This window comes from Ruegeria sp. BHSA162, from assembly GCF_059613385.1.
The window spans coordinates 1-24,062 of sequence record NZ_JBXWSK010000051.1 but is presented as its reverse complement, the minus strand read 5'-3'; the positions used below and the strand labels follow the sequence as shown (position 1 = coordinate 24,062).

The 24,062-nt window shown below is 63.5% G+C and carries 23 protein-coding genes; 21 read left to right on the top strand and 2 right to left on the bottom strand.

Going from position 1 to position 24,062, the window contains the following annotated elements:
- Nucleotides 1–1,022 (top strand): 3'-5' exonuclease (locus tag AC2FM5_RS13835; RefSeq protein WP_496736248.1); only part of this gene is annotated, 1,022 nt, incomplete at its 5' end.
- 514 nt (nucleotides 1,023–1,536) lie between these two features.
- Here the strand turns inward: AC2FM5_RS13835 and AC2FM5_RS13830 are convergent.
- Nucleotides 1,537–1,761, bottom strand: coding sequence for a DUF1127 domain-containing protein (locus AC2FM5_RS13830; RefSeq protein ID WP_093964832.1), 225 nt, complete (start codon nucleotides 1,759–1,761; stop codon nucleotides 1,537–1,539).
- A 953-nt stretch (nucleotides 1,762–2,714) separates the two neighbouring features.
- Between AC2FM5_RS13830 and mraZ the strand changes: the two genes are divergently transcribed.
- From mraZ to AC2FM5_RS13785, 9 genes are all read left to right on the top strand, one after another.
- A complete protein-coding gene (gene mraZ / locus AC2FM5_RS13825) occupies nucleotides 2,715–3,182 on the top strand; it encodes a division/cell wall cluster transcriptional repressor MraZ (RefSeq protein ID WP_254920219.1) in 468 nt (155 codons plus the stop codon).
- Nucleotides 3,183–3,186: 4 nt separating this feature from the next.
- On the top strand, nucleotides 3,187–4,182 hold the full coding sequence (gene rsmH / locus AC2FM5_RS13820) for a 16S rRNA (cytosine(1402)-N(4))-methyltransferase RsmH (protein WP_170451258.1): 996 nt from the start codon (nucleotides 3,187–3,189) through the stop codon (nucleotides 4,180–4,182).
- Entirely contained in the window at nucleotides 4,179–4,547 is a 369-nt protein-coding gene (gene ftsL / locus AC2FM5_RS13815; protein ID WP_170391006.1) for a cell division protein FtsL, read from the top strand. The genes rsmH and ftsL overlap by 4 nt, the downstream gene beginning before the upstream one ends.
- Nucleotides 4,544–6,331 (top strand): peptidoglycan D,D-transpeptidase FtsI family protein, encoded by a 1,788-nt coding sequence (locus AC2FM5_RS13810; RefSeq protein ID WP_170357278.1) that lies wholly within the window; start codon nucleotides 4,544–4,546, stop codon nucleotides 6,329–6,331. Before ftsL ends, AC2FM5_RS13810 begins: the two co-directional genes overlap by 4 nt.
- Before the next feature lie 21 nt (nucleotides 6,332–6,352).
- Complete coding sequence (locus AC2FM5_RS13805) at nucleotides 6,353–7,834, top strand: UDP-N-acetylmuramoyl-L-alanyl-D-glutamate--2,6-diaminopimelate ligase (RefSeq protein ID WP_170440768.1); 1,482 nt, start codon at nucleotides 6,353–6,355, stop codon at nucleotides 7,832–7,834.
- Nucleotides 7,831–9,225, top strand: a complete 1,395-nt coding sequence (locus AC2FM5_RS13800; protein ID WP_496736244.1) for a UDP-N-acetylmuramoyl-tripeptide--D-alanyl-D-alanine ligase — start codon at nucleotides 7,831–7,833, stop codon at nucleotides 9,223–9,225. Before AC2FM5_RS13805 ends, AC2FM5_RS13800 begins: the two co-directional genes overlap by 4 nt.
- A gap of 34 nt (nucleotides 9,226–9,259) precedes the next feature.
- On the top strand, nucleotides 9,260–10,342 hold the full coding sequence (mraY, locus tag AC2FM5_RS13795) for a phospho-N-acetylmuramoyl-pentapeptide-transferase (protein WP_170357281.1): 1,083 nt from the start codon (nucleotides 9,260–9,262) through the stop codon (nucleotides 10,340–10,342).
- Nucleotides 10,343–10,492: 150 nt separating this feature from the next.
- Nucleotides 10,493–11,887 (top strand): UDP-N-acetylmuramoyl-L-alanine--D-glutamate ligase, encoded by a 1,395-nt coding sequence (murD, locus tag AC2FM5_RS13790; protein WP_170434641.1) that lies wholly within the window; start codon nucleotides 10,493–10,495, stop codon nucleotides 11,885–11,887.
- A gap of 110 nt (nucleotides 11,888–11,997) precedes the next feature.
- Nucleotides 11,998–12,372 carry a glycine zipper family protein gene (locus AC2FM5_RS13785; RefSeq protein ID WP_093964839.1) on the top strand — a complete coding sequence of 125 codons (375 nt, stop codon included), beginning with the start codon at nucleotides 11,998–12,000 and terminating at the stop codon, nucleotides 12,370–12,372.
- Here the strand turns inward: AC2FM5_RS13785 and AC2FM5_RS13780 are convergent.
- The gene (locus AC2FM5_RS13780; protein WP_496736241.1) at nucleotides 12,369–13,550 is read right to left on the bottom strand and encodes a BaiN/RdsA family NAD(P)/FAD-dependent oxidoreductase; all 1,182 of its coding nucleotides are present in this window, start codon (nucleotides 13,548–13,550) and stop codon (nucleotides 12,369–12,371) included. The two genes, AC2FM5_RS13785 and AC2FM5_RS13780, sit on opposite strands and share 4 nt — an antisense overlap.
- 129 nt (nucleotides 13,551–13,679) lie before the next feature.
- Between AC2FM5_RS13780 and ftsW the strand changes: the two genes are divergently transcribed.
- The 11 genes from ftsW to ftsZ form a co-directional block, all read left to right on the top strand.
- The gene (ftsW, locus tag AC2FM5_RS13775; protein WP_170357284.1) at nucleotides 13,680–14,843 is read left to right on the top strand and encodes a putative lipid II flippase FtsW; all 1,164 of its coding nucleotides are present in this window, start codon (nucleotides 13,680–13,682) and stop codon (nucleotides 14,841–14,843) included.
- Nucleotides 14,843–15,940 carry a UDP-N-acetylglucosamine--N-acetylmuramyl-(pentapeptide) pyrophosphoryl-undecaprenol N-acetylglucosamine transferase gene (locus AC2FM5_RS13770; protein ID WP_496736239.1) on the top strand — a complete coding sequence of 366 codons (1,098 nt, stop codon included), beginning with the start codon at nucleotides 14,843–14,845 and terminating at the stop codon, nucleotides 15,938–15,940. The genes ftsW and AC2FM5_RS13770 overlap by 1 nt, the downstream gene beginning before the upstream one ends.
- Nucleotides 15,937–17,346, top strand: coding sequence for a UDP-N-acetylmuramate--L-alanine ligase (gene murC, locus AC2FM5_RS13765; RefSeq protein WP_480632762.1), 1,410 nt, complete (start codon nucleotides 15,937–15,939; stop codon nucleotides 17,344–17,346). Before AC2FM5_RS13770 ends, murC begins: the two co-directional genes overlap by 4 nt.
- Before the next feature lie 75 nt (nucleotides 17,347–17,421).
- The gene (locus AC2FM5_RS13760) at nucleotides 17,422–17,670 is read left to right on the top strand and encodes a DUF2484 family protein (RefSeq protein WP_170581479.1); all 249 of its coding nucleotides are present in this window, start codon (nucleotides 17,422–17,424) and stop codon (nucleotides 17,668–17,670) included.
- On the top strand, nucleotides 17,667–17,909 hold the full coding sequence (locus AC2FM5_RS13755; RefSeq protein ID WP_170357288.1) for a DUF2484 family protein: 243 nt from the start codon (nucleotides 17,667–17,669) through the stop codon (nucleotides 17,907–17,909). Before AC2FM5_RS13760 ends, AC2FM5_RS13755 begins: the two co-directional genes overlap by 4 nt.
- 55 nt (nucleotides 17,910–17,964) lie before the next feature.
- On the top strand, nucleotides 17,965–18,891 hold the full coding sequence (gene murB, locus AC2FM5_RS13750; protein ID WP_496736236.1) for a UDP-N-acetylmuramate dehydrogenase: 927 nt from the start codon (nucleotides 17,965–17,967) through the stop codon (nucleotides 18,889–18,891).
- Nucleotides 18,892–18,995: 104 nt separating this feature from the next.
- A complete protein-coding gene (locus tag AC2FM5_RS13745) occupies nucleotides 18,996–19,916 on the top strand; it encodes a D-alanine--D-alanine ligase (protein WP_170420398.1) in 921 nt (306 codons plus the stop codon).
- Nucleotides 19,904–20,911: a cell division protein FtsQ/DivIB gene (locus AC2FM5_RS13740; RefSeq protein WP_496736234.1), complete on the top strand. Its 1,008-nt coding sequence runs from the start codon at nucleotides 19,904–19,906 to the stop codon at nucleotides 20,909–20,911. Before AC2FM5_RS13745 ends, AC2FM5_RS13740 begins: the two co-directional genes overlap by 13 nt.
- 7 nt (nucleotides 20,912–20,918) lie before the next feature.
- Complete coding sequence (gene ftsA / locus AC2FM5_RS13735) at nucleotides 20,919–22,253, top strand: cell division protein FtsA (RefSeq protein WP_170340546.1); 1,335 nt, start codon at nucleotides 20,919–20,921, stop codon at nucleotides 22,251–22,253.
- Nucleotides 22,254–22,272: 19 nt separating this feature from the next.
- The gene (locus AC2FM5_RS13730; RefSeq protein ID WP_260065228.1) at nucleotides 22,273–22,656 is read left to right on the top strand and encodes a hypothetical protein; all 384 of its coding nucleotides are present in this window, start codon (nucleotides 22,273–22,275) and stop codon (nucleotides 22,654–22,656) included.
- Nucleotides 22,657–23,000: 344 nt separating this feature from the next.
- The coding region (ftsZ, locus tag AC2FM5_RS13725) for a cell division protein FtsZ (RefSeq protein ID WP_496736232.1) at nucleotides 23,001–24,062 on the top strand (1,062 nt) is incomplete at its 3' end.

The window sequence follows — 24,062 nt, the reverse complement described above, 5'->3', positions numbered from 1 at the left end:
GCGAACATGGCGTGTCGCTGGTTAAGGGCGCGCGGATCGCTGTGGAGCAAGGGCTGATCAAGGGCAAGGGCGGCGCGGCTCTGCGTGAACTGGTAGAAGGGCTGGCGCGCTGGAACGCGATGACCCGCGGCCCCCGGATCGAGATCGAGGATGATGCGGTCATCGACGACGGAACCGCGCCCGTGCGCTATGGCCCGCCCGAGGTGTCGCATATCGAACTGGCGCAGATCGTGCTGGACGAATCCGGCTATACCGCCCACTGGCAGAACGACAAGACGCCCGAGGCGCCGGGTCGGCTGGAAAACCTGAAGGAACTGGTCAACCAGCTGGACAATTTCGAGAACCTGCAAGGGTTCCTGGAGCATGTCAGCCTGGTGATGGACAACGAACAGGACAGCGGCGGGCCCAAGGTATCGATCATGACCCTGCACGCGGCCAAGGGGCTGGAGTTTCCCGCCGTGTTCCTGCCGGGATGGGAGGACGGTCTGTTCCCGTCGCAACGGTCTATGGACGAAACCGGCCTCAAGGGGCTCGAGGAGGAACGTCGTCTGGCCTATGTGGGCATCACCCGCGCCGAAGAGGTCTGCACCATTTCCTTCGCCGCCAACCGGCGCGTGTTCGGGCAATGGCAGAACGCGATGCCTTCGCGTTTCATCGACGAATTGCCCGAGGATCATGTCGAGGTTCTGACGCCTCCGGGTCTCTACGGCGGCGGCCAGATGTCGGCAGGTATTGAGACCCGCGCGGCGCAGGCCAATGTCTACAACTCGCCGGGCTGGAAACGGATGCAGGCGCGGCAGGGGCAATACGGCATGTCGCAGCCGCGTGAATCCCGCAACACCGTGATCGACGCGACCGCCGTGGCCAGCTTTACCCTGGGCGAGCGGGTGTTCCACCAGAAGTTCGGCTATGGCGGCGTGGTCGGGATCGAGGGGGACAAGGTCGAGGTCGAGTTCGACAAGGCCGGAACCAAGAAGGTCGTCGCGCAGTATCTATCCGCAAAAGACGACGTGCCGTTCTGATCCAGCGGAATGTGCCTCCCGGCACATGCTCGACTTTTTTGTTTGGCGCCCGGTCCTGCCCGTGGCGCCTTTTTCATGCCGAATGAAAAAAAACGGCGGTTCCCAGGGAGGAGGAGGGAACCGCCGTTCTTGTCAACATCAGAGCAGGGAGGAGGAGAGCCCCGATGTATCCGAACCCGGGTTTTCCCCGGTATCTGAAGCGCGCGGTGACACCAGGGAGGAGGAAGGGTGCCACCGCGCTCTTTTCACATCGGGAAGGGAGGAGGAGAACCCGATGTATGCGTTTCCGGGTCTGGCCCGGTATTCGAAGGGCGCGGTGGCATCAGGGAGGAGGAAGATGCCACCGCGCGCTTTCAACATCAGAGCAGGGAGGAGGAGAGCCCCGATGTATCAGCATCCGGCAGGTTGAGGCCGGTATAGGGTGCGGCAGCATCAGGGAGGAGGAGAGATGCTGCCGCTGAAATACAGGTCCTATGGGAGGAGGAGTGGACCTGATCTCGGTGTTTCGTGGCGCTTAGCGCGCAAATTGTTCTTCGGCGGCCTGCATGGCCAGGCGACGGATCATCGAACGGTGCAGGCCCAGATCGGCCAGTTCGCGGTCCGACAGTTCTGACAGTTCGTTCACCGTCTGGCGGTACACGCGATAGCGTGCGATACGGGTCTTCATGGTTTCGATCAGAGAGGCGAAACCAAATGTCGATGCGCTTTTGTGTGCGCTGTTGGTGCTTGCGACTGCCATGTTCGTTACCCAATCATCTGTCGTTGCCGCCGCTATGTTCCGGCGCTTGCTTGAGACTGAAGATAGGCAAATGCTGCGATTGCACAATACCGGACAGGATCAATGCTGCTATGCAGCAAGTGCATAGATTGACTGCCGGAATCCCGACACCCGTAAATATGCCTTTAAAATATGGAAATTTTCGTTAGCGCGAACTGCGGGGCATTGTTCCGGCCTGGCTGCCGCCCATCATTTGATGAAAATTTGCGCGCGTAAACGCGGAATTTGTGCGGTTCAGGACTGCGCGATTTTTGTGCGTCTGGCCCAACTCCCGATTTGGGCGGGGTCATGGGACTTTGTGGGACTGGCGGGAATTGGTGGGAAATTCGGGGCGGTCTCTCTTGGATTCGGCCTGGATCGCAGGGTGATTCGGCGCCATTTGGTCGAATAAGCGAGGGGTGTTGGGTGGAATCGGGGTTGTTGAGCATAAGATGTGGGAAATCGTGGGAAAATTTTTCCCGCGCAAAATATGTCTATATATTGTGTTTGGATATTACTAGTTGTCTACCTGTGGTCATTTTTCGTATTTGCGTATGAATTTCCACTGCTGTAGTTTTCCGAATCTAACCTTCTTGGAAAAAAAACTCATTGATTTCCATGAATTCCCATGGCATCCCTTATTCATCCGATGAGGACGAGGCACATGGGGCGCCAAACGACCCCGAACCAAAAATAAACAGGTTTCATACAGGCATCTCGCTTTCATCACTCAAGAGATCCGGCGCGCGGGCGAGCAGACATCCCCCCAGGTGGCGCGCGCAGCTGGACATCCCGCACAGCGGGTCAATGCGGCGGGTTGATCAGTGGCAGCAGATCAACCCGCCGTTTTTCATCCGGGGGAAGACGTAGGTGGGGCGCAAGCGAAAGGGACAGTCGTCTTGGCGCGCAGGTTTAGAGGTGAAAGCCACCACAAGGTGGACGCGAAGGGCAGGGTGTCGATCCCGGCCTCGTTTCGCCGTGTGCTCGAGGCCTCGGACCCCAACTGGCAGCCCGGTGACAATCCTGAACTGGTGATTGTTTACGGTGACCACCGTCGCAAATACCTTGAATGCTATACTATGGAGGCGATCGACGAGGTCGACGCCAAGATCGACGCGCTGCCGCGCGGCTCGATGCAGCGCAAGATGTTGCAGCGCCTGTTCCACGGGCAGTCTTTCCCGACCAATGTCGATGAAACAGGTCGCCTGGTGTTGCCGGCCAAGCTGCGCAACAAGATCGGGTTGGAAGGCGAGGCGTTTTTTATCGCCGCGGGCGACACGTTCCAGATCTGGAAGCCCGAGACATACGAGGCCGAGGAACTGGCCGCCACCGAAGACTGGTTGGACGAACTGCCCGAGGATTTCGATCCGATGCAGTTCCTTGACGGCATCGAAGGTGCGTGACGGCATGGCCGGCGCGGATCACACTTCATCTGACAAACCCCATATTCCCGTTCTGCTGCGCCCTTTGCTGGACGCGGTCCAGCCGGTTTCCGGCACCTGGCTGGATGGTACCTTTGGTGCGGGCGGCTATACCCGGGGTTTGCTTGAGGCTGGCGCCGACAAAGTAATCGGCGTCGATCGCGATCCATTGGCCTTTGAAATGGCGGCGGATTGGGCAGCCGAATATGGCGACCGGCTGGTGATGCAGCCGGGTGTTTTCTCGCGCATGGATGAATACGCCAGCGACCTCGACGGCGTGGTGCTGGACCTTGGTGTCTCGTCTATGCAGCTGGACCAGGCCGAGCGTGGCTTTTCCTTCATGAAAGACGGCCCGCTGGACATGCGCATGAGCCAGGAGGGCGAAAGCGCAGCTGATCTGGTCAACACCGCGACCGAGGAGCAATTGGCCGACATCCTGTTCCACTACGGTGAGGAGCGGGCCAGCCGCCGCATCGCGCGCGCCATCGTCAAGGCCCGCACCGAGTCGCCCATCACCACCACCCTGCGTCTGGCCGAGATCGTCGAATCCTGCCTGCCGCGCGCCAAGCCCGGACAATCCCATCCGGCCACTCGGTCGTTCCAGGCGTTGCGCATTGCGGTGAATGCCGAATACGAGGAGCTGTTCCAGGGCCTAATGGCCGCCGAGCGCGCGTTGAAGCCGGGCGGGCAACTGGCCGTGGTCACCTTCCACTCGGTCGAGGACCGGATGGTCAAACGCTTTTTCCAGTCGCGCGCGGGCAAGACCGGCCGTGCCAACCGCTATGCGCCCGAGATCCAGCAGGATCAGCCGCAATTCACATTGAAGACCCGCAAGGCCATCGGCCCCGACCCGCAGGAGTTGCAGGACAACCCACGCGCGCGCTCGGCCAAGTTGCGGGTTGCTGTTCGTACCGATGCTCCGGCGGGGGAAATTGATGCCCGCGCCATCGGTATGCCCATGATCGGGGGAAAGGCAAGATGAAGAGTATTCTGTTTGTATTGACCGCCTTGGGTGTTTTCGGCCTGGCCTTGTGGGCCTATCAGGAAAACTACCGCACCCAGCAGGTACTGAAGGAAACCCAATCCCTGCAGCACCAGATCGGCGCGGCGCAGGCCCGGCTGGCTGTATTGCAGGCCGAATGGGCCTATCTGAACCGCCCGGACCGACTGCGTGAACTGGCCGACCTGAATTTCGAGCGTCTTGCCCTGCTGCCGCTGCGCGCCGAGCAGTTCGGACGTGCCGACCAGATCGCCTATGCCGAGGATCCCGACCTGCCCATCGCCGACCCGATCGAATTGCAGGCGATCACCGACACCCAGGCCCTGGGCGAGGTGCAGATCCCATGACGCGCACACCGCTCCGCCCGCTTGCCCGCATCCTCGAGGCCCGCGCCCGCGGGGAAAACCCCAAGGTGATCGAACGCGAGAACATCCGCCGCCGCCACGAAGAGATGAAGGACCGCGCCCGCGCCCGCGCCGAGGGGCGGTTGCTGGTGCTCAGCGCGTTTTTCTTTGCGGCATTTGCCATTGTCGGGTTCCGGATGGGCGCATTGGCTACTTCGGAGGCGCAAGAGCCGCTAGCGAGCGCCCCGGGCGCGTCGATTGCCATGCAGCGGGCGAATATCGTGGACCGCGAAGGCCGAATCCTTGCGACCAACCTTGATACCTACTCCGTTTATGCCCAGCCCCCGCTGATGATCGACCCGATCGCGGCCGCGGAAAAGCTGGTGGCTATCTTCCCGGATCTGGACAAAGAGCGGTTGGTCAAGGACTTCACCGGCAAGCGTAAATTCCTCTGGATCAAAAAACGTATTTCACCGGAACAAAAGCAGGCGGTGCATGACATCGGCGATCCGGGCATCCTGTTCGGCCCGCGCGAAATGCGGCTCTATCCCAACGGCCGGCTGGCCGCGCATATCCTTGGCGGTTCAGGCTTTGGGCGCGAAGGCGTCTCGGCTGCCGAGGTGATCGGTGTGGCCGGGGTGGAAAAACAGTTCGATGACTATCTACGCGACCCGGCCAACGGAACCAAGCCGCTGCAGCTGTCGCTTGACCTGACCGTTCAGGCGGCGGTGGAACAGGTGCTGGACGGCGGCATGAAGATCATGAACGCCAAGGGCGCCTCGGCGGTGTTGATGAACGCCCATACCGGCGAAGTGATTGCTGCCGCCTCGTTGCCCTCGTTCGACCCGAACGACCGTCCGCGCCCGCCGACCTCGGGCTTTGACCCCTCGGACAGCCCTCTGTTCAACCGCTATGTGCAGGGCGTGTACGAATTGGGGTCGATCTTCAAGATCTTCACTGCCGCGCAAGCGGTCGATCTGGGGCTGGTGAATGCAGACACGATCATCGACACCTCGGGCCCGATGAAGATCGGGCGTTTCCCGATCGGCGAATTCAACGGCAAGAATTACGGCAAGATCAGCGTGGCCGATGTGATTGTGCACAGCTCGAACCGCGGCACGGGGCGGTTGGCGCTGCAGATCGGCGCCGAGCGCCAGCAACAGTTCCTGGACGCGCTGGGCATGTTCGACCCCACCCCGTTCGAGATCGTCGAGGCCAAGGGCGGGGTGCCGCTCAAGCCCAAGAAGTGGGGCGAATTGAGCACCGTCACCATTTCCTACGGCCACGGCCTGTCGACCAGCCCGATGCATCTGGCGGCGGGCTATGCGGCCATCGCCAATGGCGGGCATTATGTCAGCCCCACGATCTTGCGCCGCAACGGGCCGCAATACGGGCCGCGAGTGATGTCAGAAAACGCGGCCAAACAATCGCTGATGATGCTTCGCAAAGTGGTGACGGACGGAACCGCCAGCTTTGGTGACGTTCCGGGCTATGCCGTGGCCGGTAAAACCGGCACCGCCGACAAGCCCAAGCCGCGCGGCGGCTACTATGATGACAAGGTGATCGCCACCTTCGCTTCGGTCTTTCCGGCCTATGATCCGAAATATGTTCTGATTGTTGCGCTGGACGAACCGTCGATCCTGGCCTACGGCGAAAAGCGCCGCACGGCAGGCTGGACGGCGGTACCCGTGGCGGCCGAGTTGATCGGCCGCATCGCGCCGCTGCTGGGCTTGCGTCCGCGGCTTGAGCCTGAGGATCGCGCTGCTATAACGCTGACCTCGAATTAGGCAGTCCGACAGAGGTGGGTCATGGGCGCAAGGTCAAAGAAACTCAGCCAGCTGGCCCTGACCGCGCGCGGCGGTGCCGACCCGGAGATTACCGGGCTGGCGGTGGACAGCCGTCAGGTCAAGGACGGCTTTTTGTTCGCGGCGCTGCCGGGGACGCGCGTGCATGGCGGCGAATTCATCCAATACGCCTTGCGCATGGGGGCCGCCGCCATCCTGACCGATGCCGAAGGCGAGCGGATCGCCGCCGATGAACTGGCCGCCTCGGACGCCGCCCTGGTGGTGGTGCAGGACCCGCGCCAGACGCTGGCCTATACCGCCGCATTGTGGTTCGGGGCGCAGCCGCGCACCATGGTGGCGGTCACCGGCACCAACGGCAAGACCTCGATTTCGACCTTCGTGCGCCAGATCTGGACCGAACTGGGCCACATGGCCGTCAATCTCGGCACGACAGGGGTCGAGGGCGCGTGGACGGCACCGCTGGCCCACACGACACCCGAACCCATCACCCTGCATCGCTGTCTGGCCGAGGCCGCCGAGGCCGGCGTGACCCACGCAGCGATGGAGGCCTCGTCGCACGGGCTGGAACAGCGCCGGCTGGACGGTGTGCACCTGACGGCGGCGGGGTTTTCGAATTTCACCCAGGATCACCTGGACTATCACGCGACGTTCGAGGCCTATTTCGCCGCCAAGGCCGGCCTGTTCGACCGGGTTCTGCCGCAGGACGGAACGGCCGTGATCAACATGGACGACCCGAAAGGCGCCGCGATCCGTGATATCGCGCAGGCGCGCGGTCAGACAGTTTTGACCGTAGGCAGCGGGGATGTCGATCTTTGCCTGTTGAACCAACGGTTTGACGCCACCGGGCAGGATCTGCGCTTTGCCTGGCGCGGCAAGACCTTCCAGACCCGGCTGAACCTGATCGGCGGGTTCCAGGCCGAAAACGTTCTGCTGGCCTGCGGATTGGTCATCGCCAGCGGAGACGAGGCTGAACATGTCTTCGACACCCTGCCGCATCTGACCACGGTGCGGGGGCGGATGCAGTTGGCGGCGACCCGCAGCAACGGGGCGGCGGTATTTGTCGACTACGCGCACACGCCCGACGCCGTGGCCACCGCCTTGCAGGCGCTGCGTCCGCATGTGATGGGCCGGTTGATCGCCATCGTCGGCGCGGGCGGCGACCGCGACGCGACCAAGCGCCCGCTGATGGGCCGCGCCGCGGCCGAGAACGCCGACATCGTCTTTGTCACCGACGACAATCCGCGCTCGGAAGACCCCGCCGCCATCCGCGCCGCGGTGATGGCCGGGGCCCCCGACGCGACCGAGGTTGCCGACCGGGCCGAGGCCATCCTGCGCGGCATAGATGCATTGCAGCCGGGCGATGCGCTGCTGATCGCGGGCAAGGGGCACGAGACCGGGCAGATCGTGGGTGACCAGGTTCTGCCCTTCGATGATGTGGAACAGGCCAGCATCGCCGTGGCCGCGCTGGACGGGAGGGTCGCATGACACTCTGGACCGCATCCGAGGCCGCCGCCGCGACGGGCGGACGGGCCACGACCGACTGGCAGGCGGGCGGCGTGTCCATCGATACGCGTACGCTGCAACCGGGTGACCTGTTCGTGGCGTTGAAGGCGGCGCGCGACGGGCATGATTTCGTGGCGCAGGCGCTGGACAAAGGGGCTGCTGCCGCGCTGGTCACGCGGGTGCCCGAAGGTGTGGCCGCCGATGCGCCGCTGCTGATCGTCGATGACGTACAGACCGCGCTCGAGGCGTTGGGTCGCGCGGCCCGTGCCCGGTGCAAGGCCCGCGTGATTGGGGTGACGGGCAGTGTGGGCAAGACCTCGACCAAGGAGATGCTGGCGACCATCCTGTCGGATCAAGGCCGCACCCATGCCAGCGTTGCCAGCTACAACAACCATTGGGGCGTGCCGTTGACTCTGGCCCGGATGCCGCGCGACACCGAATATGCGGTGATCGAGATCGGCATGAACCACCCTGGCGAAATTGCACCCCTGGCGCGGCAGGCTCGCCCGCATGTGGCGCTGGTCACCACCGTCGCCGCGGTTCACCTCGAGGCGTTCGAGTCGGTTGCCGGCATCGCTCACGAAAAGGCCGCTATCTTTGATGGGCTGGAGGCCGGCGGCACCGCCATCGTGAACGCCGACCTGGATCATACCGTCATCCTGCGCACCTGCGCTGCCCGGCATGGCGCGGTGATCGTGGATTTCGGCCGCACCGCATCGGATTATCGGCTGACCGGCGTGACCCAGTCGCCCACGGACATCCACGTGACCGCCGAGGCCATGGGCCAGCCATTCGCTTTCGACGTGCAATCTGCGGGGACGCATTTTGCCATGAACGGTCTAGGCGCGCTGGCTGCCTGCGTCGCGCTGGGTGTCGAACTGGACGCGGCCATCACCGGCCTCGCCAAATGGGCGCCGGTCACGGGGCGGGGCGTGCGCGAGATGCTGGCCCTGCCGGACGGCGGGCAGATCGAGCTGCTGGATGACAGTTACAACGCCAATCCGACCTCGATGGCGGCGGCGCTGGATGTGCTGGCGGCAGCGAAGGGCGAAAGGCGCATCGCCTTTCTGGGCGACATGAAGGAGCTGGGTCCAAAAGAGCGCGCCATGCACGCAGGGCTGGCCGATGTGCCGGCCATGGCACGGATCGACAAGGTGCATTGCATCGGTCCGTTGATGCGGGCGCTGCACGAGGCCTTGCCCGAGGACAAGCGCGGGCTGTGGTTTGAGACCAGCGCCGAAATGGTTCTAGAGCTGCCGCAGCTGGTTCGGGCGGGCGATGCCGTGTTGGCCAAAGGCTCCCTCAGCATGGCGCTGGCACGGATTGTTGACGGTTTCCGGAAAATGGGGCAAGTGGGCGCGCTTGATGCATGACCACCCATGACCGCGGTGTGAGAAAGGTTTTGTAATGCTCTATTGGTTGACCAGCCTGTCGGACGGAGGGGATTTCTTCAACCTCTTCCGCTACATCACGTTCCGCGCAGGCGGCGCCTTTCTGACGGCCCTGATCTTTGGCTTCCTGTTCGGCAAGCCGTTGATCAACGTGCTGCGCCGGAAACAAGGCAAGGGTCAGCCAATTCGGGATGACGGCCCCGAGGGTCACTTTAACAAGGCCGGCACGCCCACGATGGGCGGGCTGCTGATTGTCGGTGCTCTGGTGACGTCCACGCTGATTTGGGCGCGGTGGGACAATCCCTATGTCTGGATGGTTCTGTTCGTCACGCTGGCCTACGCAGCCATCGGATTCGCGGACGACTATGCCAAGGTGTCGAAGCAGAATACCAAGGGCGTTTCAGGCAAAATGCGCCTGGCTTTGGGCATCATTATTGCCGCGCTGGCCGCGCTGTGGGCGACGCTGCACCACCCCGAAATGCTCCAGAACCAGCTGGCCGTGCCGATCTTCAAGGACACGCTGATCAATCTGGGTATCTTCTACATTCCGTTCTCGATCGTGGTGATCGTGGGGGCGGCGAATGCCGTGAACTTGACCGACGGGCTGGACGGGCTGGCCATCATGCCCGCGATGATCGCAGCCTCGACCTTGGGCGTGATCGCCTATGCGGTGGGTCGCGTCGACTTTACCGAATATCTGGACGTGCACTATGTCCCCGGCACGGGTGAGATCCTTATCTTCACCGCCGCATTGTTTGGCGGTGGGCTTGGGTTTCTGTGGTACAACGCTCCGCCAGCGGCGGTGTTTATGGGGGATACCGGCTCGCTGGCCCTCGGCGGCGCACTGGGCGCCATCGCCGTTGCCACCAAGCACGAGCTGGTTCTGGCCATCGTCGGCGGCCTGTTCGTGGTCGAGGCGTTGAGCGTGATCATCCAGGTGCTGTATTTCAAACGCACAGGCCGGCGGGTCTTCCTGATGGCGCCGATCCATCACCACTATGAGAAGAAGGGCTGGGCCGAGCCAACCATCGTGATCCGGTTCTGGATCATCTCGCTGATCCTGGCGATGATTGGCCTTGCGACACTGAAAGTACGGTAAGGCTCCCGCCGGGCGCGGTGGGCCTGCGGCCCGCCTGTACCCGTTGGGCCCGGCTCGCGCCGAGGGCGCGAGCCTGACGCCGCCCTTGCCAAGGGTCAATTCTTCGGTACAGGGTGGCGGCGCATTGGCAGATGGAAGAAGGTGCGCGGCATGATCCCGGTCAAAGGGTTTTCAGGACATAAGGTTGCGGTTCTGGGGCTGGGGCGGTCGGGCCTGGCCACGGCGCGCGCATTGCGGGCGGGCGGAGCCGAGCCGGTGTGCTGGGATGACAACCCCGCCGCGCGCGAAAAGGCCGAGGCCGAGGGGTTCATGTGTCAGGACCTGCGGCGGGAAGGCGCCTTTGACGCGATCGCCACCTTGATCGTATCGCCCGGCATTCCCCATCTTTATCCCGAACCCAACCCGGTTGTTGCCGCCGCGCTGCAGGCCGGCGTTCCGGTCGACAATGACATTGGTCTGTTCTTCCGCTCGCTGGGCGGTGCCGAATGGGACAAGTTCGATGTGCCGCCGCGTGTGGTCGCCGTCACCGGCTCGAACGGGAAGTCGACCACGGCGGCGCTGATCCACCATATCCTGACCCAATCGGGGCGCGAGGCGCAGCTGGCGGGCAATATCGGGCGCGGCGTGCTGGATATCGAGCCCGGCGGCGACGGATCAGTGGTGGTGCTGGAGCTTTCCAGCTATCAGACCGAGCTGGCGCGTGCGCTGACGCCCGACGTGGCGGTGTTCACCAATCTCTCGCCAGACCATCTGGACCGGCATGGGGGCATGGGCGGTTATTTCGCCGCCAAGCGCCGCCTGTTCTCAGAAGGCGGTCCCGACCGTGCCGTGATCGGCGTGGACGAGATCGAAGGCGCGTTTCTAGCCGGTCAACTGGCCGAAGGGCCGGGCGACGACCGGGTGATCCGCGTCTCGGTGGCGCGCAAATTGGCCGGCCCGGGCTGGCAGGTCTTTGCCCGCAAGGGGTTCCTCTCGGAATACCGCAAGGGGCGCCAGGCCGCTTCGATCGACCTGCGCGGCATCAAGGGCCTGCCCGGAACCCACAACCACCAAAACGCGTGCTCGGCCTATGCCGCCTGCCGCGCGCTGGGGCTGGCGCCCAAAATGATCGAGGACGCGCTGCACAGCTATCCAGGTTTGCCGCACCGCAGCCAGATCATCGCTGAGGCAAACGGTGTGACATTCGTGAATGACTCCAAGGCCACCAATGTCGACAGCGCGGCCAAGGCGCTGGGCGCGTTCAAAAAAATCCGCTGGATCTGCGGCGGGCTTGAGAAAGAGGGGGGTATCGCCGCGCTGAACGACGCGACCGACGAGGTTCTGTGCGCCTATGTGATCGGGCGCGAGGCGGCCGGCTTCGCCATGCAGTTGTCGGTTGAGGCCCGCGTTTGCACCACAATGGCCGAGGCAGTCGAACAGGCCATGCGCGACGCCGCGCCGGGTGAAACCGTGCTGCTGGCGCCCGCGGCGGCCAGTTTCGACCAGTACGACAATTTCGAACAGCGCGGCGACGATTTCGTGGCGCAGGTTCAAAAGCGGCTTTGAACTGCGCATTTGCAATGAACCGCCGGTTGGGCCAAATTGAAGTGCTATCAGCTTGACGCACCAGAATTAATGATTTTGTTACCCTAGGAATTCAACACGAGGTTAAGACCATGCTGAACCGCAAGCTTTCAATGATCCTGCCGGCCATCCTGGTGGCAGGGGCCTGCACGAACACAGGCGCGAACTACCAGCCCATTGTGGATGGGCCCGTCAGCCCGAACTACAACGCAGACCTGGCGCAGTGTCAGGCCGTGGCGCGGCAGCAGGGCACGATCGACAGCAATACCGCTGGCGCGGCGGCCATTGGCGCGGCGGGTGCTGCGGGCACCAAAGCCATCATCGACGACAGCGCAAGCGATCTGGGCCGTGCGGCCGTAGCTGGCGCACTGGTGGGGGCAGGCGCCAGCGCTCTGCAAAACACCCAGAAGCAGGAAGTCATCGTCCGCAACTGCATGCGCGGCCGCGGCTACAACGTCGTAGGCTAAAGGCGACCGGCGATCGCAATTCCGGCGGCGTGACCCGAGGACCACGCCCACTGGAAATTGTATCCGCCCAGCCATCCGGTGACATCCACCGCTTCACCAATCGCATAGAGGCCGGGGACATCCCTGGCCTCCATCGTTTTGGACGACAGGCAGTCCGTATCGATGCCGCCCAAGGTGACCTCGGCGGTGCGATACCCTTCGGTGCCCGAGGGGGTCAGCGCCCAGTCGCTCAGCGCATCGGTCAGTGCCTGCAGCGCCGCATCCGACTGATCGGCCAGATTGCCGTGCATCGGGATCTGGGCGCTCAGAAACTCGACCAGGCGGGCGGGCAGGTGGCGCGCGAGTTCGGTTGTCAGGGCCTTGCGGCCCGCGCTTTGCCGCCGTTCGCGAAGCAGGTCGAACAGGGGCAGCTCGGGGATCAGGTTGACCCGGATCGCCTCGCCCTCGCGCCAGTATGAGGACAGTTGCAGCACCGCCGGACCGCTCAGGCCGCGATGGGTGAACAGCAGCGCCTCGTCGAAACTCGTACGATCGTTCGACAATCGCGCGGGGACGGAAACACCGGACAAGTCTTTGAACCGCCCATCGGGGAAGGTGAACGGCACCAGTGCGGCACGGGTCTCGGTGACGTGCAATCCGAACTGCGCGGCGATGTCATAGGCCAGCCCGGTCGCACCCATCTTGGGGATGGATTTTCCGCCGGTGGCCAATACCACGTTGGCACAGCTCAGGTCATATCGCGCACCCTCGCGCTCGACCACCAGTTCAAAGCCGGCTTCGGTCTTGCGCAGACCGCGCAGCGACGTGTGCAACCACAGCTCTGCGCCCGCGCGGTCCATCTCGGCCAGCAGCATGGCGATGATCTGCTTCGATGAGCCGTCGCAGAACAGCTGCCCCAGCGTCTTTTCATGCCATGCGATGCCGTGACGGCCCACAAGGTCGATGAAATCCCATTGCGTGTACCGCGCCAGGGCCGATTTGCAGAAATGCGGGTTCTGCGACAGGAAGTTCTGTGGTCCGGCGTAGAGGTTGGTGAAGTTGCACCGCCCCCCGCCCGAGATGCGGATCTTTTCCCCCGGCGCCTTGGCGTGATCAATCACCAGCACACGCCCGCCGCAATGGGCGGCGCACATCATGCCGGCGGCTCCGGCGCCCAGTATGATCGTGTCAAATCGCATCCCTCGCCCTTGGCGCGGATTGACGCCAATGACAAGAGGAAGAGGCTGGCCTGAGGGGCATTTTCCCTGTAGACTCTCGAACAGATCCCGAAAACGGGACGGTAACGAGGCAGATAGTGGCGGTATCTCATGACTGAGATGGTGTATGGCGCGGTCCAGGACCAGCGCGGTGAACCGATCCTTCCGAAATGGTGGCGGACGATTGACCGCTGGACGATGTCCTGCGTGCTGATCCTTTTTGCGATCGGGCTTCTGTTGGGGCTGGCCTCGTCGCCGCCTTTGGCGCAGCGCAACGGGTTCGATCCGTTTCATTATGTCGAGCGTCAGGCCCTTTTCGGTGTGTTGGCGCTGATCGCGATGATGCTGACCTCGATGATGTCACCCACCTTGGTGCGTCGGTTGGCGGTGCTGGGCTTTCTGGCCTCATTTGTTGCGCTGGCCTTTCTGCCGGTCTTCGGAACCGATTTCGGCAAGGGTGCGGTGCGCTGGTATTCGCTGGGCTTCGCCTCGCTGCAACCGTCCGAGTTTCTGAAGCCGGGCTTCATTGTCGTGGCCGCTTGGCTGCTGGCCGCCGCGCAGGAGATCAATGGCCCGCCGGGGCGGTTGTGGTCGTTTGCGCTGTGTATGTCGATCGTTGGCATGTTGGTGATGCAGCCTGATTTCGGTCAGGCCTGTCTGATCCTGTTCGGCTGGGGCGTGATGTATTTCGTGGCGGGTGCACCGATGTTCCTGCTGCTGGGAATGGCCGGAGCGGTCGTCTTGGGTGGCATGTTCGCCTACGCCAATTCTGAACACTTCGCCCGGCGCATCGATGGTTTCCTGAATCAAGAGGTCGATCCGACGACCCAGTTGGGCTATGCCACCAACGCAATCCGCGAAGGCGGGCTGTTTGGCGTTGGGGTTGGCGAGGGGCAGGTGAAATGGTCGCTGCCCGATGCACATACCGATTTCATCATCGCCGTCGCGGCCGAAGAATACGGCCTGATCCTGGTGCTGATCATCATCGCGCTTTATTCAATCATCGTGGTACGGTCCCTGCTGCGCCTGATGCGCGAGCGTGACATGTTCACCCGGTTGGCAGGCACTGGGCTGGCTTGCATGTTCGGTGTTCAGGCGATGATCAACATGGGCGTCGCGGTTCGCCTGCTGCCGGCCAAGGGCATGACGTTGCCTTTCGTCAGCTACGGCGGCTCGTCGCTGATCGCGGGTGGTATTGCGTTGGGGATGCTGCTGGCATTCACGCGGTCGCGGCCCCAAGGCGAGCTGGGTGACATTCTGCGCGGACGAGGCTGATGACGAACCCCTATTTGCTGATTGCGGCTGGTGGAACCGGGGGCCACATGTTCCCCGCCCAGGCGCTGGCTGAGGCCATGCTGAACAAGGGTTGGCGCGTGCGCCTGTCCACCGACCCGCGCGGGGCGCGTTATACCGGTGGTTTTCCGCATTCCACCGAGATCGTCGAGGTCTCCTCGGCCACCTTCGCGCGCGGCGGGCTGGCGGCCAAGGCGCTGGCTGGTCCCCGGATCGCAGCCGGAGTTGCCGGGATGACGGCCCAGTTGCTGCGCGACAAGCCGGATGTGGTGGTGGGGTTCGGTGGCTATCCGTCGATCCCGGCGCTGAGCGCTGCGGTGATGTTGCGTCTGCCCCGCATGATCCACGAACAGAACGGCGTTCTGGGGCGCGTGAACCAGTTGTTCGCCACGCGCGTTTCGCATGTGGCCTGCGGCGTTTGGCCCACCGACCTGCCTGAGGGCGCCCATGGCATTCACACCGGCAACCCGGTGCGGTCCGCCGTACTGGAACGCGCCGCCGCGCCTTACATCCCGCCCGGAGATTACCCGATGTCGGTGCTCGTGATGGGCGGCAGCCAAGGCGCCCGCATCCTCAGCGACGTGGTGCCCGGCGCCATCGCCGCACTGCCCGAGAGCCTGCGCCGGTATATCCGTGTCTCGCACCAGGCGCGCGAAGAGGATGCCGAGCGGGTCACCGCCTTCTACGCCGACCACGGGATTCTGGCCGAGGTCCAACCGTTTTTCCACGACGTCCCCCGTCGCATGTCCGAGGCGCAATTGGTGATCAGCCGCTCGGGCGCGTCCAGCGTGGCTGACATCTCGGTGATCGGGCGGCCCTCGATCCTGATCCCCTTCGCCGCCGCCGCGGGCGATCACCAGACCGCCAATGCGCGCGGGCTGGTGCAGGCGGGCGGGGCAATCATGATCCCCGAAAATGCGCTTGACGTTCCCGCCCTGACCGAGCAAATCGCACTGGTTCTGACCAACCCCGAAGCCGCACAGAAAATGGCCCACGCCGCCCTGTCGGTCGGGGCGCCCGACGCGACCGAGCGTCTGGTGGCCCTTGTCGAACAGCTGGCGCAGAAGGAGACCCCATGAATCCAGCAACCAAACTGCCGCAGGATGTCGGACCGATCCATTTCGTGGGCATCGGCGGCATCGGGATGTCGGGTATCGCCGAAGTGCTGCTGAACCTTGGGTACCAGGTGCAGGGATCCGATCTGAAAGCCTCGAAGATCACCGACCGTCTGGCGTCGCTGGGGGCCGAGATCTTTGTGGGTCAGCGGGCTGAGAATCTCGACAATGCGGCCGTCGTGGTCGTTTCGACCGCGATCAAGCCGGGCAACCCTGAACTGGACGGCGCGCGTGCGCTGGGCCTGCCGGTGGTGCGCCGCGCCGACATGCTGGCCGAGCTGATGCGGCTGAAATCCAACATTGCCATCGCCGGCACCCACGGCAAGACCACCACCACCACCATGATGGCCGAGTTGATGGTGGCGGGCGATTTCGACCCGACCGTCATCAACGGCGGCGTGATCCATGCCTACGGCTCGAACGCCCGGATGGGGCAGGGCGAATGGATGGTGGTCGAGGCCGACGAGTCCGATGGCTCGTTCAACCGGCTGCCCGCGACCATCGCGATCGTGACCAATATCGACCCCGAGCACATGGAGCATTGGGGCGATTTCGACCGGCTGCGCGCGGGCTTTCATGATTTCGTCTCGAACATCCCGTTCTACGGTCTGGCGGTGTGCTGCACCGACCATGCCGAGGTTCAGGCGTTGGTGGGCCGCATCACCGACCGCCGCGTGCGCACCTATGGGTTCAACGCTCAGGCCGACGTGCGTGCAGTCAACCTGACCTACAAAGGCGGCATTGCGCATTTCGACATCCACCTGCAATACGAGGATACCGTGATCGAGGGTTGCACCCTGCCGATGCCGGGCGATCACAACGTCTCGAACGCGCTGTCGGCCGTGGCCGTGGCACGTCATCTGGGCATGAAGACCGCTGAAATCCGCGACGCGCTGGCCAATTTCGGCGGCGTCAACCGCCGCTTTACCAAGGTGGGCGAGGTGAACGGCGTCACCATCATCGACGACTACGGCCACCACCCGGTGGAAATCGCGGCGGTGCTCAAGGCTGCGCGTCAGGCGACCGAAGGCCGCGTGATCGCGGTGCATCAGCCGCACCGCTATTCGCGCCTGTCCAACTTGTTCGACGATTTCTGCGCCTGTTTCAACGACGCTGATGTCGTGGCCATTGCCGAGGTCTTCTCGGCCGGTGAAGACCCGATCGAAGGCGCCAGCCGCGATGATCTGGTGCAGGGCCTCATCCGCCACGGCCACCGCCACGCGCGCGCGCTGCTGGACGAAGGCGACCTAGAGCGTCTGGTCCGCGAGCAGGCCCGGCCCGGCGACATGGTCGTCTGCCTGGGTGCCGGCACCATCAGTACCTGGGCAAATGCGCTGCCTGACCGGCTGAAGGAAAAACAAGCCGTTTGACGTTAGCAGGCATTTGGGTGCACAACTTGCGGATGTGTCGCTGCCTTGGCACGTGACTCATTTGCGGAGAGAACCATGGATTATTCCGTCATCTTTGCCGCCCTTTGGGTGATCTGCGCCACTGTCGTGGCACTGCTGCCGATGCGCCTGCAATTCCCGCCGGGCATCGTGCTGCTGATCTGCGCGCCGGTTCTGATCGCCTGGCTGGGCGTGGCGCATGGCTGGCTGATCGGAGTGCTGGCCTTTGCCGGGTTCGTATCGATGTTCCGCAACCCTATCCGGTATTATTGGCGCAAATGGTCGGGCCGCGAGGTGGAGCAATGAGCTGGTCGATCGCACTTGCCGCCCTTTGGGGCGTCGCCGCCAATGTGCTGGCCATGATCCCCAGCAAGGACAACCACTGGACCCGCGCCTATGCGCTGATCGCGGTGGGCATTCCGATCTTGGGTTATGTCACCTACGAAAACGGCCCGTGGGTCGGCCTGTTCGTTCTGGCCGCCGGCATGTCAGTGCTACGATGGCCGGTGATCTACCTTGGGCGGTGGCTGCGGCGGCGGATTTGACCCTGCGGCTTGGAACGGGCTTGCCACGCCCCGCCGAATCCGCGATCTAGCCTCAATGACCACTTTGCCAACGCCTCAAGGCCGCCTGACGGCGAACCGACCACTGAACGACCTCACATGGCTGCGAGTCGGCGGCCCGGCGGATTATCTGTTTCAGCCGGCTGACCTTGAGGATTTGCAGGCTTTCCTGCATCATCTTCCGGCCGAGGTGCCGGTGTTTCCCATGGGCGTCGGCTCGAACCTGATCGTGCGCGACGGGGGCTTGCGGGCCGTTGTGATCCGGCTGGGGCGCGGCTTCAACGGCATCGCGGTCGACGGCACCACCGTCACCGCGGGGGCAGCCGCGCTGGATGCGCATGTGGCGCGCAAGGCGGCGGATGCGGGGGTGGACCTCACCTTTCTGCGGACGATTCCGGGTTCCATCGGTGGGGCCGTGCGGATGAACGCCGGCTGCTATGGCAACTACACGGCGGATGTTCTGAAATCGGCTACGATCGTCACCCGGCAGGGCGAGTTGGTCGAGCTGACGCCGGCCGACCTGAACTTCCGCTATCGCCAGTCCGACCTGCCCGAGGGTGCGGTGCTGGTGTCGGCCACGTTCCAGGGCCCGGCGGGTGACCCGGCCGACCTGCACGCCCGGATGGAGGCGCAGCTGAAAAAGCGAGACGAGACCCAGCCCACCAAGGACCGCAGCGCCGGGTCGACCTTCCGCAATCCGGCCGGGTTTTCTTCGACCGGGCGGGCCGATGATGTGCACGACCTGAAGGCCTGGAAGGTGATCGACGACGCCGGAATGCGCGGCGCCCGGCGCGGAGGCGCACAGATGAGCCCCAAGCACTCGAATTTCCTGATCAACACCGGAAACGCCACCGCCGCCGACCTCGAAGGGCTGGGCGAAGAGGTGCGAAAAAAGGTTTACGAAACAAGCGGGATCACGCTAGAGTGGGAAATCATGCGGGTCGGTGATCCGCTGACAGATTAAAGCCCCGACCGTCAGACCAAAACAGGCAAATTCAGGCGACGGATCAAAGGCATAACGAAATACGGACCACCAGATAAGGTCCGGGGACATTGAGGCGCACGAACGTGGGTAGGTCGAGCAGGACAAACCCCAAAGTGGCGGTATTGATGGGTGGCCCCTCGGCGGAGCGCGAGGTGTCTCTCAGCAGCGGGCGCGAATGCGCAGCCGCCCTTGTGGGAGAAGGGATCGAGGTCGTCGAGCTGGACGCCGGTCCCGACCTTTGTGCGCGTTTGCAGGACATCAAGCCCGACGTGGTCTTCAACGCCCTGCATGGCCGCTGGGGCGAGGACGGTTGCGTGCAGGGTCTGCTGGAGTGGCTGCGAATGCCCTACACGCATTCCGGCGTTCTTGCCTCGGCGCTGGCCATGGACAAACAGCGCAGCAAAGAGGTTTTCCGCGCGGCCGGCCTGCCCGTGGCCGACAGCGTGATCGTCCCGAAATCGGACGTGATGGCGGGGCACGTCATGCCCGCGCCATATGTGGTCAAGCCCAACAACGAAGGTTCGAGCGTCGGGATCTATCTGGTGTTCGAAGGCTCGAACGGCCCGCCGCAGCTGTCGGAGGACATGCCAGAACAGGTCATGGTCGAGCAATACGTCGCCGGGCGCGAGTTGACGGTGACCGTGATGGGCGACCGCGCCCTGACGGTGACCGAGATCCTGACCGACGGCTGGTATGACTACGACGCCAAATACAAGCCCGGCGGATCACGCCACGTGCTGCCCGCCGATATCCCGCCGCGGATCTTCGATCTGTGCATGGATTACGCCCTGCGTGCCCATCAAGTTTTGGGCTGCCGGGGCGTCAGCCGTACCGATTACCGCTGGGACGAGGCCCGGGGCGAAGAGGGCCTGTTCCTGCTGGAGACCAACACCCAGCCGGGTATGACCCCCACCTCGCTGGTGCCTGAACAAGCCGCGCATCTGGGCATGACCTTCGGTCAGCTCTGCGCCTGGATGGTCGAGGACGCCTCATGCGACCGCTGACCGCCACTCGTGCGCCGGTGATCCACCGCACCAAGCCTCTGTCCGGCCCTGATGCCGAGTTTCAGTCTGCGGACGCCGACGCCGTCCGTGCTGAGCCCAAATTGCGGTTGCGCGGTGGTCGGTTCTTCCGCCGTGGCAAGGGCCGTGCGGACCCGGCACCGTCGCGGTTTAGTTATCGGTTCCAGCGATGGATGCTGACGCCGGGAATCCGGCTGGGGGTCAAGATCGGAGTGCCGCTCTGCGCGGTCGTGGCCACGGTTGGGCTCTACTTCGCGGCCGAAGAGCGGCGAGAAGCGGTTCGGGCGCAGGTGGACAACTTGATCACGTCGTTCCAGGAGCGTCCTGAATTCATGGTCAAGCTCATGGCGATCGACGGGGCGGGGGCCGGCCTTGCTGACGACATCCGCGAAGTCGTGCCTTTGGACTTCCCGCTCAGCTCCTGGGATCTGGATGTCGAGCAGATCCGGGACACGATCACCGGCTTGGACCCGGTCAAATCGGCAACCGTGCGGATCCGTCCGGGCGGCATTCTGCAGGTCGATGTTGTCGAACGTCAGCCCGTGATCGTCTGGCGCACCCGTGACGGCATCCAGCTGTTGGACGAAACGGGCACCCACGTGGCCGAGATCGCGGCTCGGACCGAGCGCTCCGATCTTCCGCTGATTGCCGGTCAGGGTGCAGATCAGCATGTGTCCGAGGCACTGGAGCTTCTGGCCACTGCGCGCAGCCTGGGCAGCCGGGTGCGCGGTCTGGTCCGCGTCGGCGAGCGGCGCTGGGACCTGGTTCTGGACCGAGGCCAACGGGTCATGCTGCCGACGGAACGTCCGGTGCGCGCGCTCGAGCGTGTTCTGGCGGTGAACGAGGTGCAGGACCTTCTGGAACGGGATGTTGCCGTGGTCGATATGCGCATAGGGGCGCGGCCGACCATTCGGATGACAGAAGCCGCCAGCGCAGACTGGTGGAATACAAAAGTGACTATGGGTAACGGGCAGTAATACGATGATGACGGATCTCTATCAGTCTCAACGCGCAATGCGCCAGATGCGCAGACAGGCCATGCAACGCGGTGTCGTTGCGATCCTGGATGTCGGAAGTTCCAAGATCGCCTGTCTTGTGCTGCGTTTTGATGGGTCGGCGCGGCTCAGCGAGGACAACTCGATCGGGTCCATGGCCGGGCAGACCGGGTTCCGGGTGATCGGTGCGGCGACGACCCGATCGCGCGGGGTGCGCTTTGGTGAGATCACGGCCATGCAGGAAACCGAGCGCGCCATCCGCACCGCGCTGCAGGCTGCTCAGAAGATGGCCGATATCCGGGTAGACCATGTGATCGCCTGTTTCTCGGGGGCAAACCCTCGGTCTTATGGGCTGGATGCGCAGGTGGATCTGGACGGTCAGCTGGTGACCGAGGCCGAGATCGGTCGTGTCCTGAACGCGTGCGATGTCCCGGACTATGGGTCAGGGCGCGAGGTGCTGCATGCACAACCTGTGAACTTCGCTCTGGACAACCGATCTGGCTTGATCGACCCGCGGGGGCAGATGGGGCAGACGCTTGCGGTCGACATGCACATGTTGACGGTCGATGCGGTTGCGATTCAGAACATCGTTCGTTGCGTCAAGCGGTGCGACCTGGAATTGGCTGGCATCGCGAACTCGGCCTATGTGTCGGGGATTTCTGCGCTGGTAGAAGACGAACAGGAACTTGGAGCGGCCTGTATCGACATGGGCGGTGGGTCCACCGGCGTTTCGATCTTCATCAAAAAGCACATGATCTATGCCGACAGTGTCCGCATGGGCGGGGATCACGTCACCAGTGACATCTCTATGGGGCTTGGTGTGTCCGCCTCGGTCGCCGAGCGGATCAAGACCTTCAATGGCGGGGTTCACGCCACCGGAGCCGATGACCGCGACATGATCGACATTGGCGGCGACACTGGGGATTGGGAACACGACCGGCGTACCGTCAGCCGTGCCGAGCTGATCGGCATCATGCGCCCGCGAGTCGAGGAAATCCTCGAGGAAGTCCGCGTTCGGCTGGACGCTGCAGGGTTCGAACATATGCCAAGCCAACAGATCGTTTTGACCGGTGGAGCCAGTCAGATCCCCGGTCTGGATGGGCTGGCCAGCCGGATACTAGGTCAGCGGGTGCGTCTGGGCCGACCGCTGCGTGTGCATGGGTTGCCGCAATCTGCGACAGGCCCGGGGTTCTCGTCGGCGGTTGGTCTTGCGCTGTTTGCGGCGCATCCGCAGGATGAATGGTGGGACTTTGAAATCCCGGTCGATACCTACGCAGCACGGCCATTCAAGCGTGCCGTGCGCTGGTTCCGTGACAACTGGTAGGTTCCTGCTCCGGGCTGCGGTGTTTTGCGCAGCCTGGGTTCCGGCTGCGGCTGTCGCGCAGACCCGTATCTCGCCCGAAGCATTCCTGGACGCGGTGGTCGGGAAAACCGTCACGTTCCACGAATTGACCAGCGGTATGCTTGTGGGCACCGAGGAGTTCCTCAGCCCAACCCGCTCGGTCTGGCGGCGAGAGGGTGAGGGCTGCGTCTATGGCCAGATCACGACGCCGGACGGCAAGCTGTGCTTCCTCTATGACACCGAGCCCGGCCCGGTATGCTGGTGGCCATTCGAGCATGATGGGCGGTTGCTGGTCAGGATCGCGCGGCTGGGGGATGGCGAAATCCAGGAAGTCAGCGGGTTTTCGGACGACGGCCTGGATTGTCCTTCCGTTCCCATCAGCTGAAAATTCCGGTTGCGGTGCAGGGATTTATCCCTCAGAATATCGACAAGGCCCGTCAGAGGCTCGTCGGCAGGACCCGAGCAGTCAGCCGCAGTTTGAACAGGATGTCCAGCATCGCACCCGCCAAATCAGGTTGGGGGTTTTCGCGTGTGTGGTGGTCTGTCCGCCCTGAACCGCTAGATTTGCGCAGTCGGGCGAAATGCCGCGAAAAACCGCCTTATTTCTTCCATATTTTGTGGATTCACGCGATTTTTGGCGTGACGTTTGACGTTTGGAAAGGTAGAATCACAAGCGGATAGGCAAGAAAAGCACCGCTTTGCGGGATCATAAATACAGGCGGACAGAGCATGACATTGAATCTTTCGATGCCCGGGCACGACGAACTCAAGCCTCGGATTACGGTATTTGGCGTAGGCGGTGCAGGTGGAAACGCCGTCAACAACATGATTGAAAAACAACTCGACGGCGTTGACTTCGTGGTAGCCAACACGGACGCGCAGGCACTGCAGCAAAGCCGCTCGTCGGCGCGGGTGCAGCTGGGCATCAAGGTGACCGAAGGGCTGGGCGCAGGCGCCCGCGCATCGGTCGGCGCCGCCGCCGCCGAAGAAAGCATCGAACAGATCGTCGATCACTTGGCCGGCGCGCATATGTGCTTCATCACCGCCGGCATGGGCGGGGGCACCGGCACCGGCGCCGCTCCGATCATCGCGCAGGCTGCGCGTGAACTGGGTGTGCTGACCGTGGGCGTGGTGACCAAACCGTTCCAGTTCGAAGGCGCCAAGCGCATGCGTCAGGCCGAGGACGGTGTCGAGGCGCTGCAGAAGGTCGTCGACACGCTGATCATCATCCCGAACCAGAACCTGTTCCGTCTGGCCAACGAAAAGACCACGTTCACCGAGGCCTTCTCGATGGCCGATGACGTGCTGTACCAGGGCGTCAAGGGCGTAACCGACCTGATGGTGCGTCCGGGCCTGATCAACCTCGACTTCGCCGACGTCCGCGCGGTGATGGACGAGATGGGCAAGGCCATGATGGGTACCGGCGAGGCCGAGGGCGAAGATCGCGCCATCCAGGCCGCGGAAAAGGCCATCGCCAACCCGCTGCTGGACGAAATCAGCCTCAAGGGCGCCAAGGGCGTATTGATCAACATCACCGGCAGCCATGACCTGACTCTGTTCGAACTGGACGAGGCCGCCAACCGCATCCGCGAGGAAGTGGACCCCGAGGCCAACATCATCGTCGGCTCGACGCTGGATCCCGAGATGGAAGGCAAGATGCGCGTCTCGGTCGTGGCAACCGGCATCGATGCCAGCGAAAGCGGCTCCGAGGCGCCGGCTCCGCGCCGGTCCATGTCCGCTCCTCTGACCCGTACCGTATCGGCGGAAGAAGAAGCAGCACAGCCGGCTCCG

What these genes read in the sequence shown, in the direction of transcription:
- AC2FM5_RS13760 (WP_170581479.1), top strand. Translation starts at nt 17,422, where the DNA reads ATGGATTATTCCGTCATCTTTGCCGCCCTTTGGGTGATCTGCGCCACT.
- AC2FM5_RS13800 (WP_496736244.1), top strand. Translation starts at nt 7,831, where the DNA reads ATGACACTCTGGACCGCATCCGAGGCCGCCGCCGCGACGGGCGGACGG.
- AC2FM5_RS13785 (WP_093964839.1), top strand. Translation starts at nt 11,998, where the DNA reads ATGCTGAACCGCAAGCTTTCAATGATCCTGCCGGCCATCCTGGTGGCA.
- AC2FM5_RS13830 (WP_093964832.1), bottom strand. Translation starts at nt 1,761, where the DNA reads ATGGCAGTCGCAAGCACCAACAGCGCACACAAAAGCGCATCGACATTT.
- murD (WP_170434641.1), top strand. Translation starts at nt 10,493, where the DNA reads ATGATCCCGGTCAAAGGGTTTTCAGGACATAAGGTTGCGGTTCTGGGG.
- AC2FM5_RS13770 (WP_496736239.1), top strand. Translation starts at nt 14,843, where the DNA reads ATGACGAACCCCTATTTGCTGATTGCGGCTGGTGGAACCGGGGGCCAC.
- ftsL (WP_170391006.1), top strand. Translation starts at nt 4,179, where the DNA reads ATGAAGAGTATTCTGTTTGTATTGACCGCCTTGGGTGTTTTCGGCCTG.
- AC2FM5_RS13805 (WP_170440768.1), top strand. Translation starts at nt 6,353, where the DNA reads ATGGGCGCAAGGTCAAAGAAACTCAGCCAGCTGGCCCTGACCGCGCGC.
- murC (WP_480632762.1), top strand. Translation starts at nt 15,937, where the DNA reads ATGAATCCAGCAACCAAACTGCCGCAGGATGTCGGACCGATCCATTTC.
- AC2FM5_RS13755 (WP_170357288.1), top strand. Translation starts at nt 17,667, where the DNA reads ATGAGCTGGTCGATCGCACTTGCCGCCCTTTGGGGCGTCGCCGCCAAT.
- AC2FM5_RS13780 (WP_496736241.1), bottom strand. Translation starts at nt 13,550, where the DNA reads ATGCGATTTGACACGATCATACTGGGCGCCGGAGCCGCCGGCATGATG.
- murB (WP_496736236.1), top strand. Translation starts at nt 17,965, where the DNA reads ATGACCACTTTGCCAACGCCTCAAGGCCGCCTGACGGCGAACCGACCA.
- rsmH (WP_170451258.1), top strand. Translation starts at nt 3,187, where the DNA reads ATGGCCGGCGCGGATCACACTTCATCTGACAAACCCCATATTCCCGTT.
- ftsA (WP_170340546.1), top strand. Translation starts at nt 20,919, where the DNA reads ATGACGGATCTCTATCAGTCTCAACGCGCAATGCGCCAGATGCGCAGA.
- AC2FM5_RS13740 (WP_496736234.1), top strand. Translation starts at nt 19,904, where the DNA reads ATGCGACCGCTGACCGCCACTCGTGCGCCGGTGATCCACCGCACCAAG.
- ftsW (WP_170357284.1), top strand. Translation starts at nt 13,680, where the DNA reads ATGACTGAGATGGTGTATGGCGCGGTCCAGGACCAGCGCGGTGAACCG.
- AC2FM5_RS13810 (WP_170357278.1), top strand. Translation starts at nt 4,544, where the DNA reads ATGACGCGCACACCGCTCCGCCCGCTTGCCCGCATCCTCGAGGCCCGC.
- mraY (WP_170357281.1), top strand. Translation starts at nt 9,260, where the DNA reads ATGCTCTATTGGTTGACCAGCCTGTCGGACGGAGGGGATTTCTTCAAC.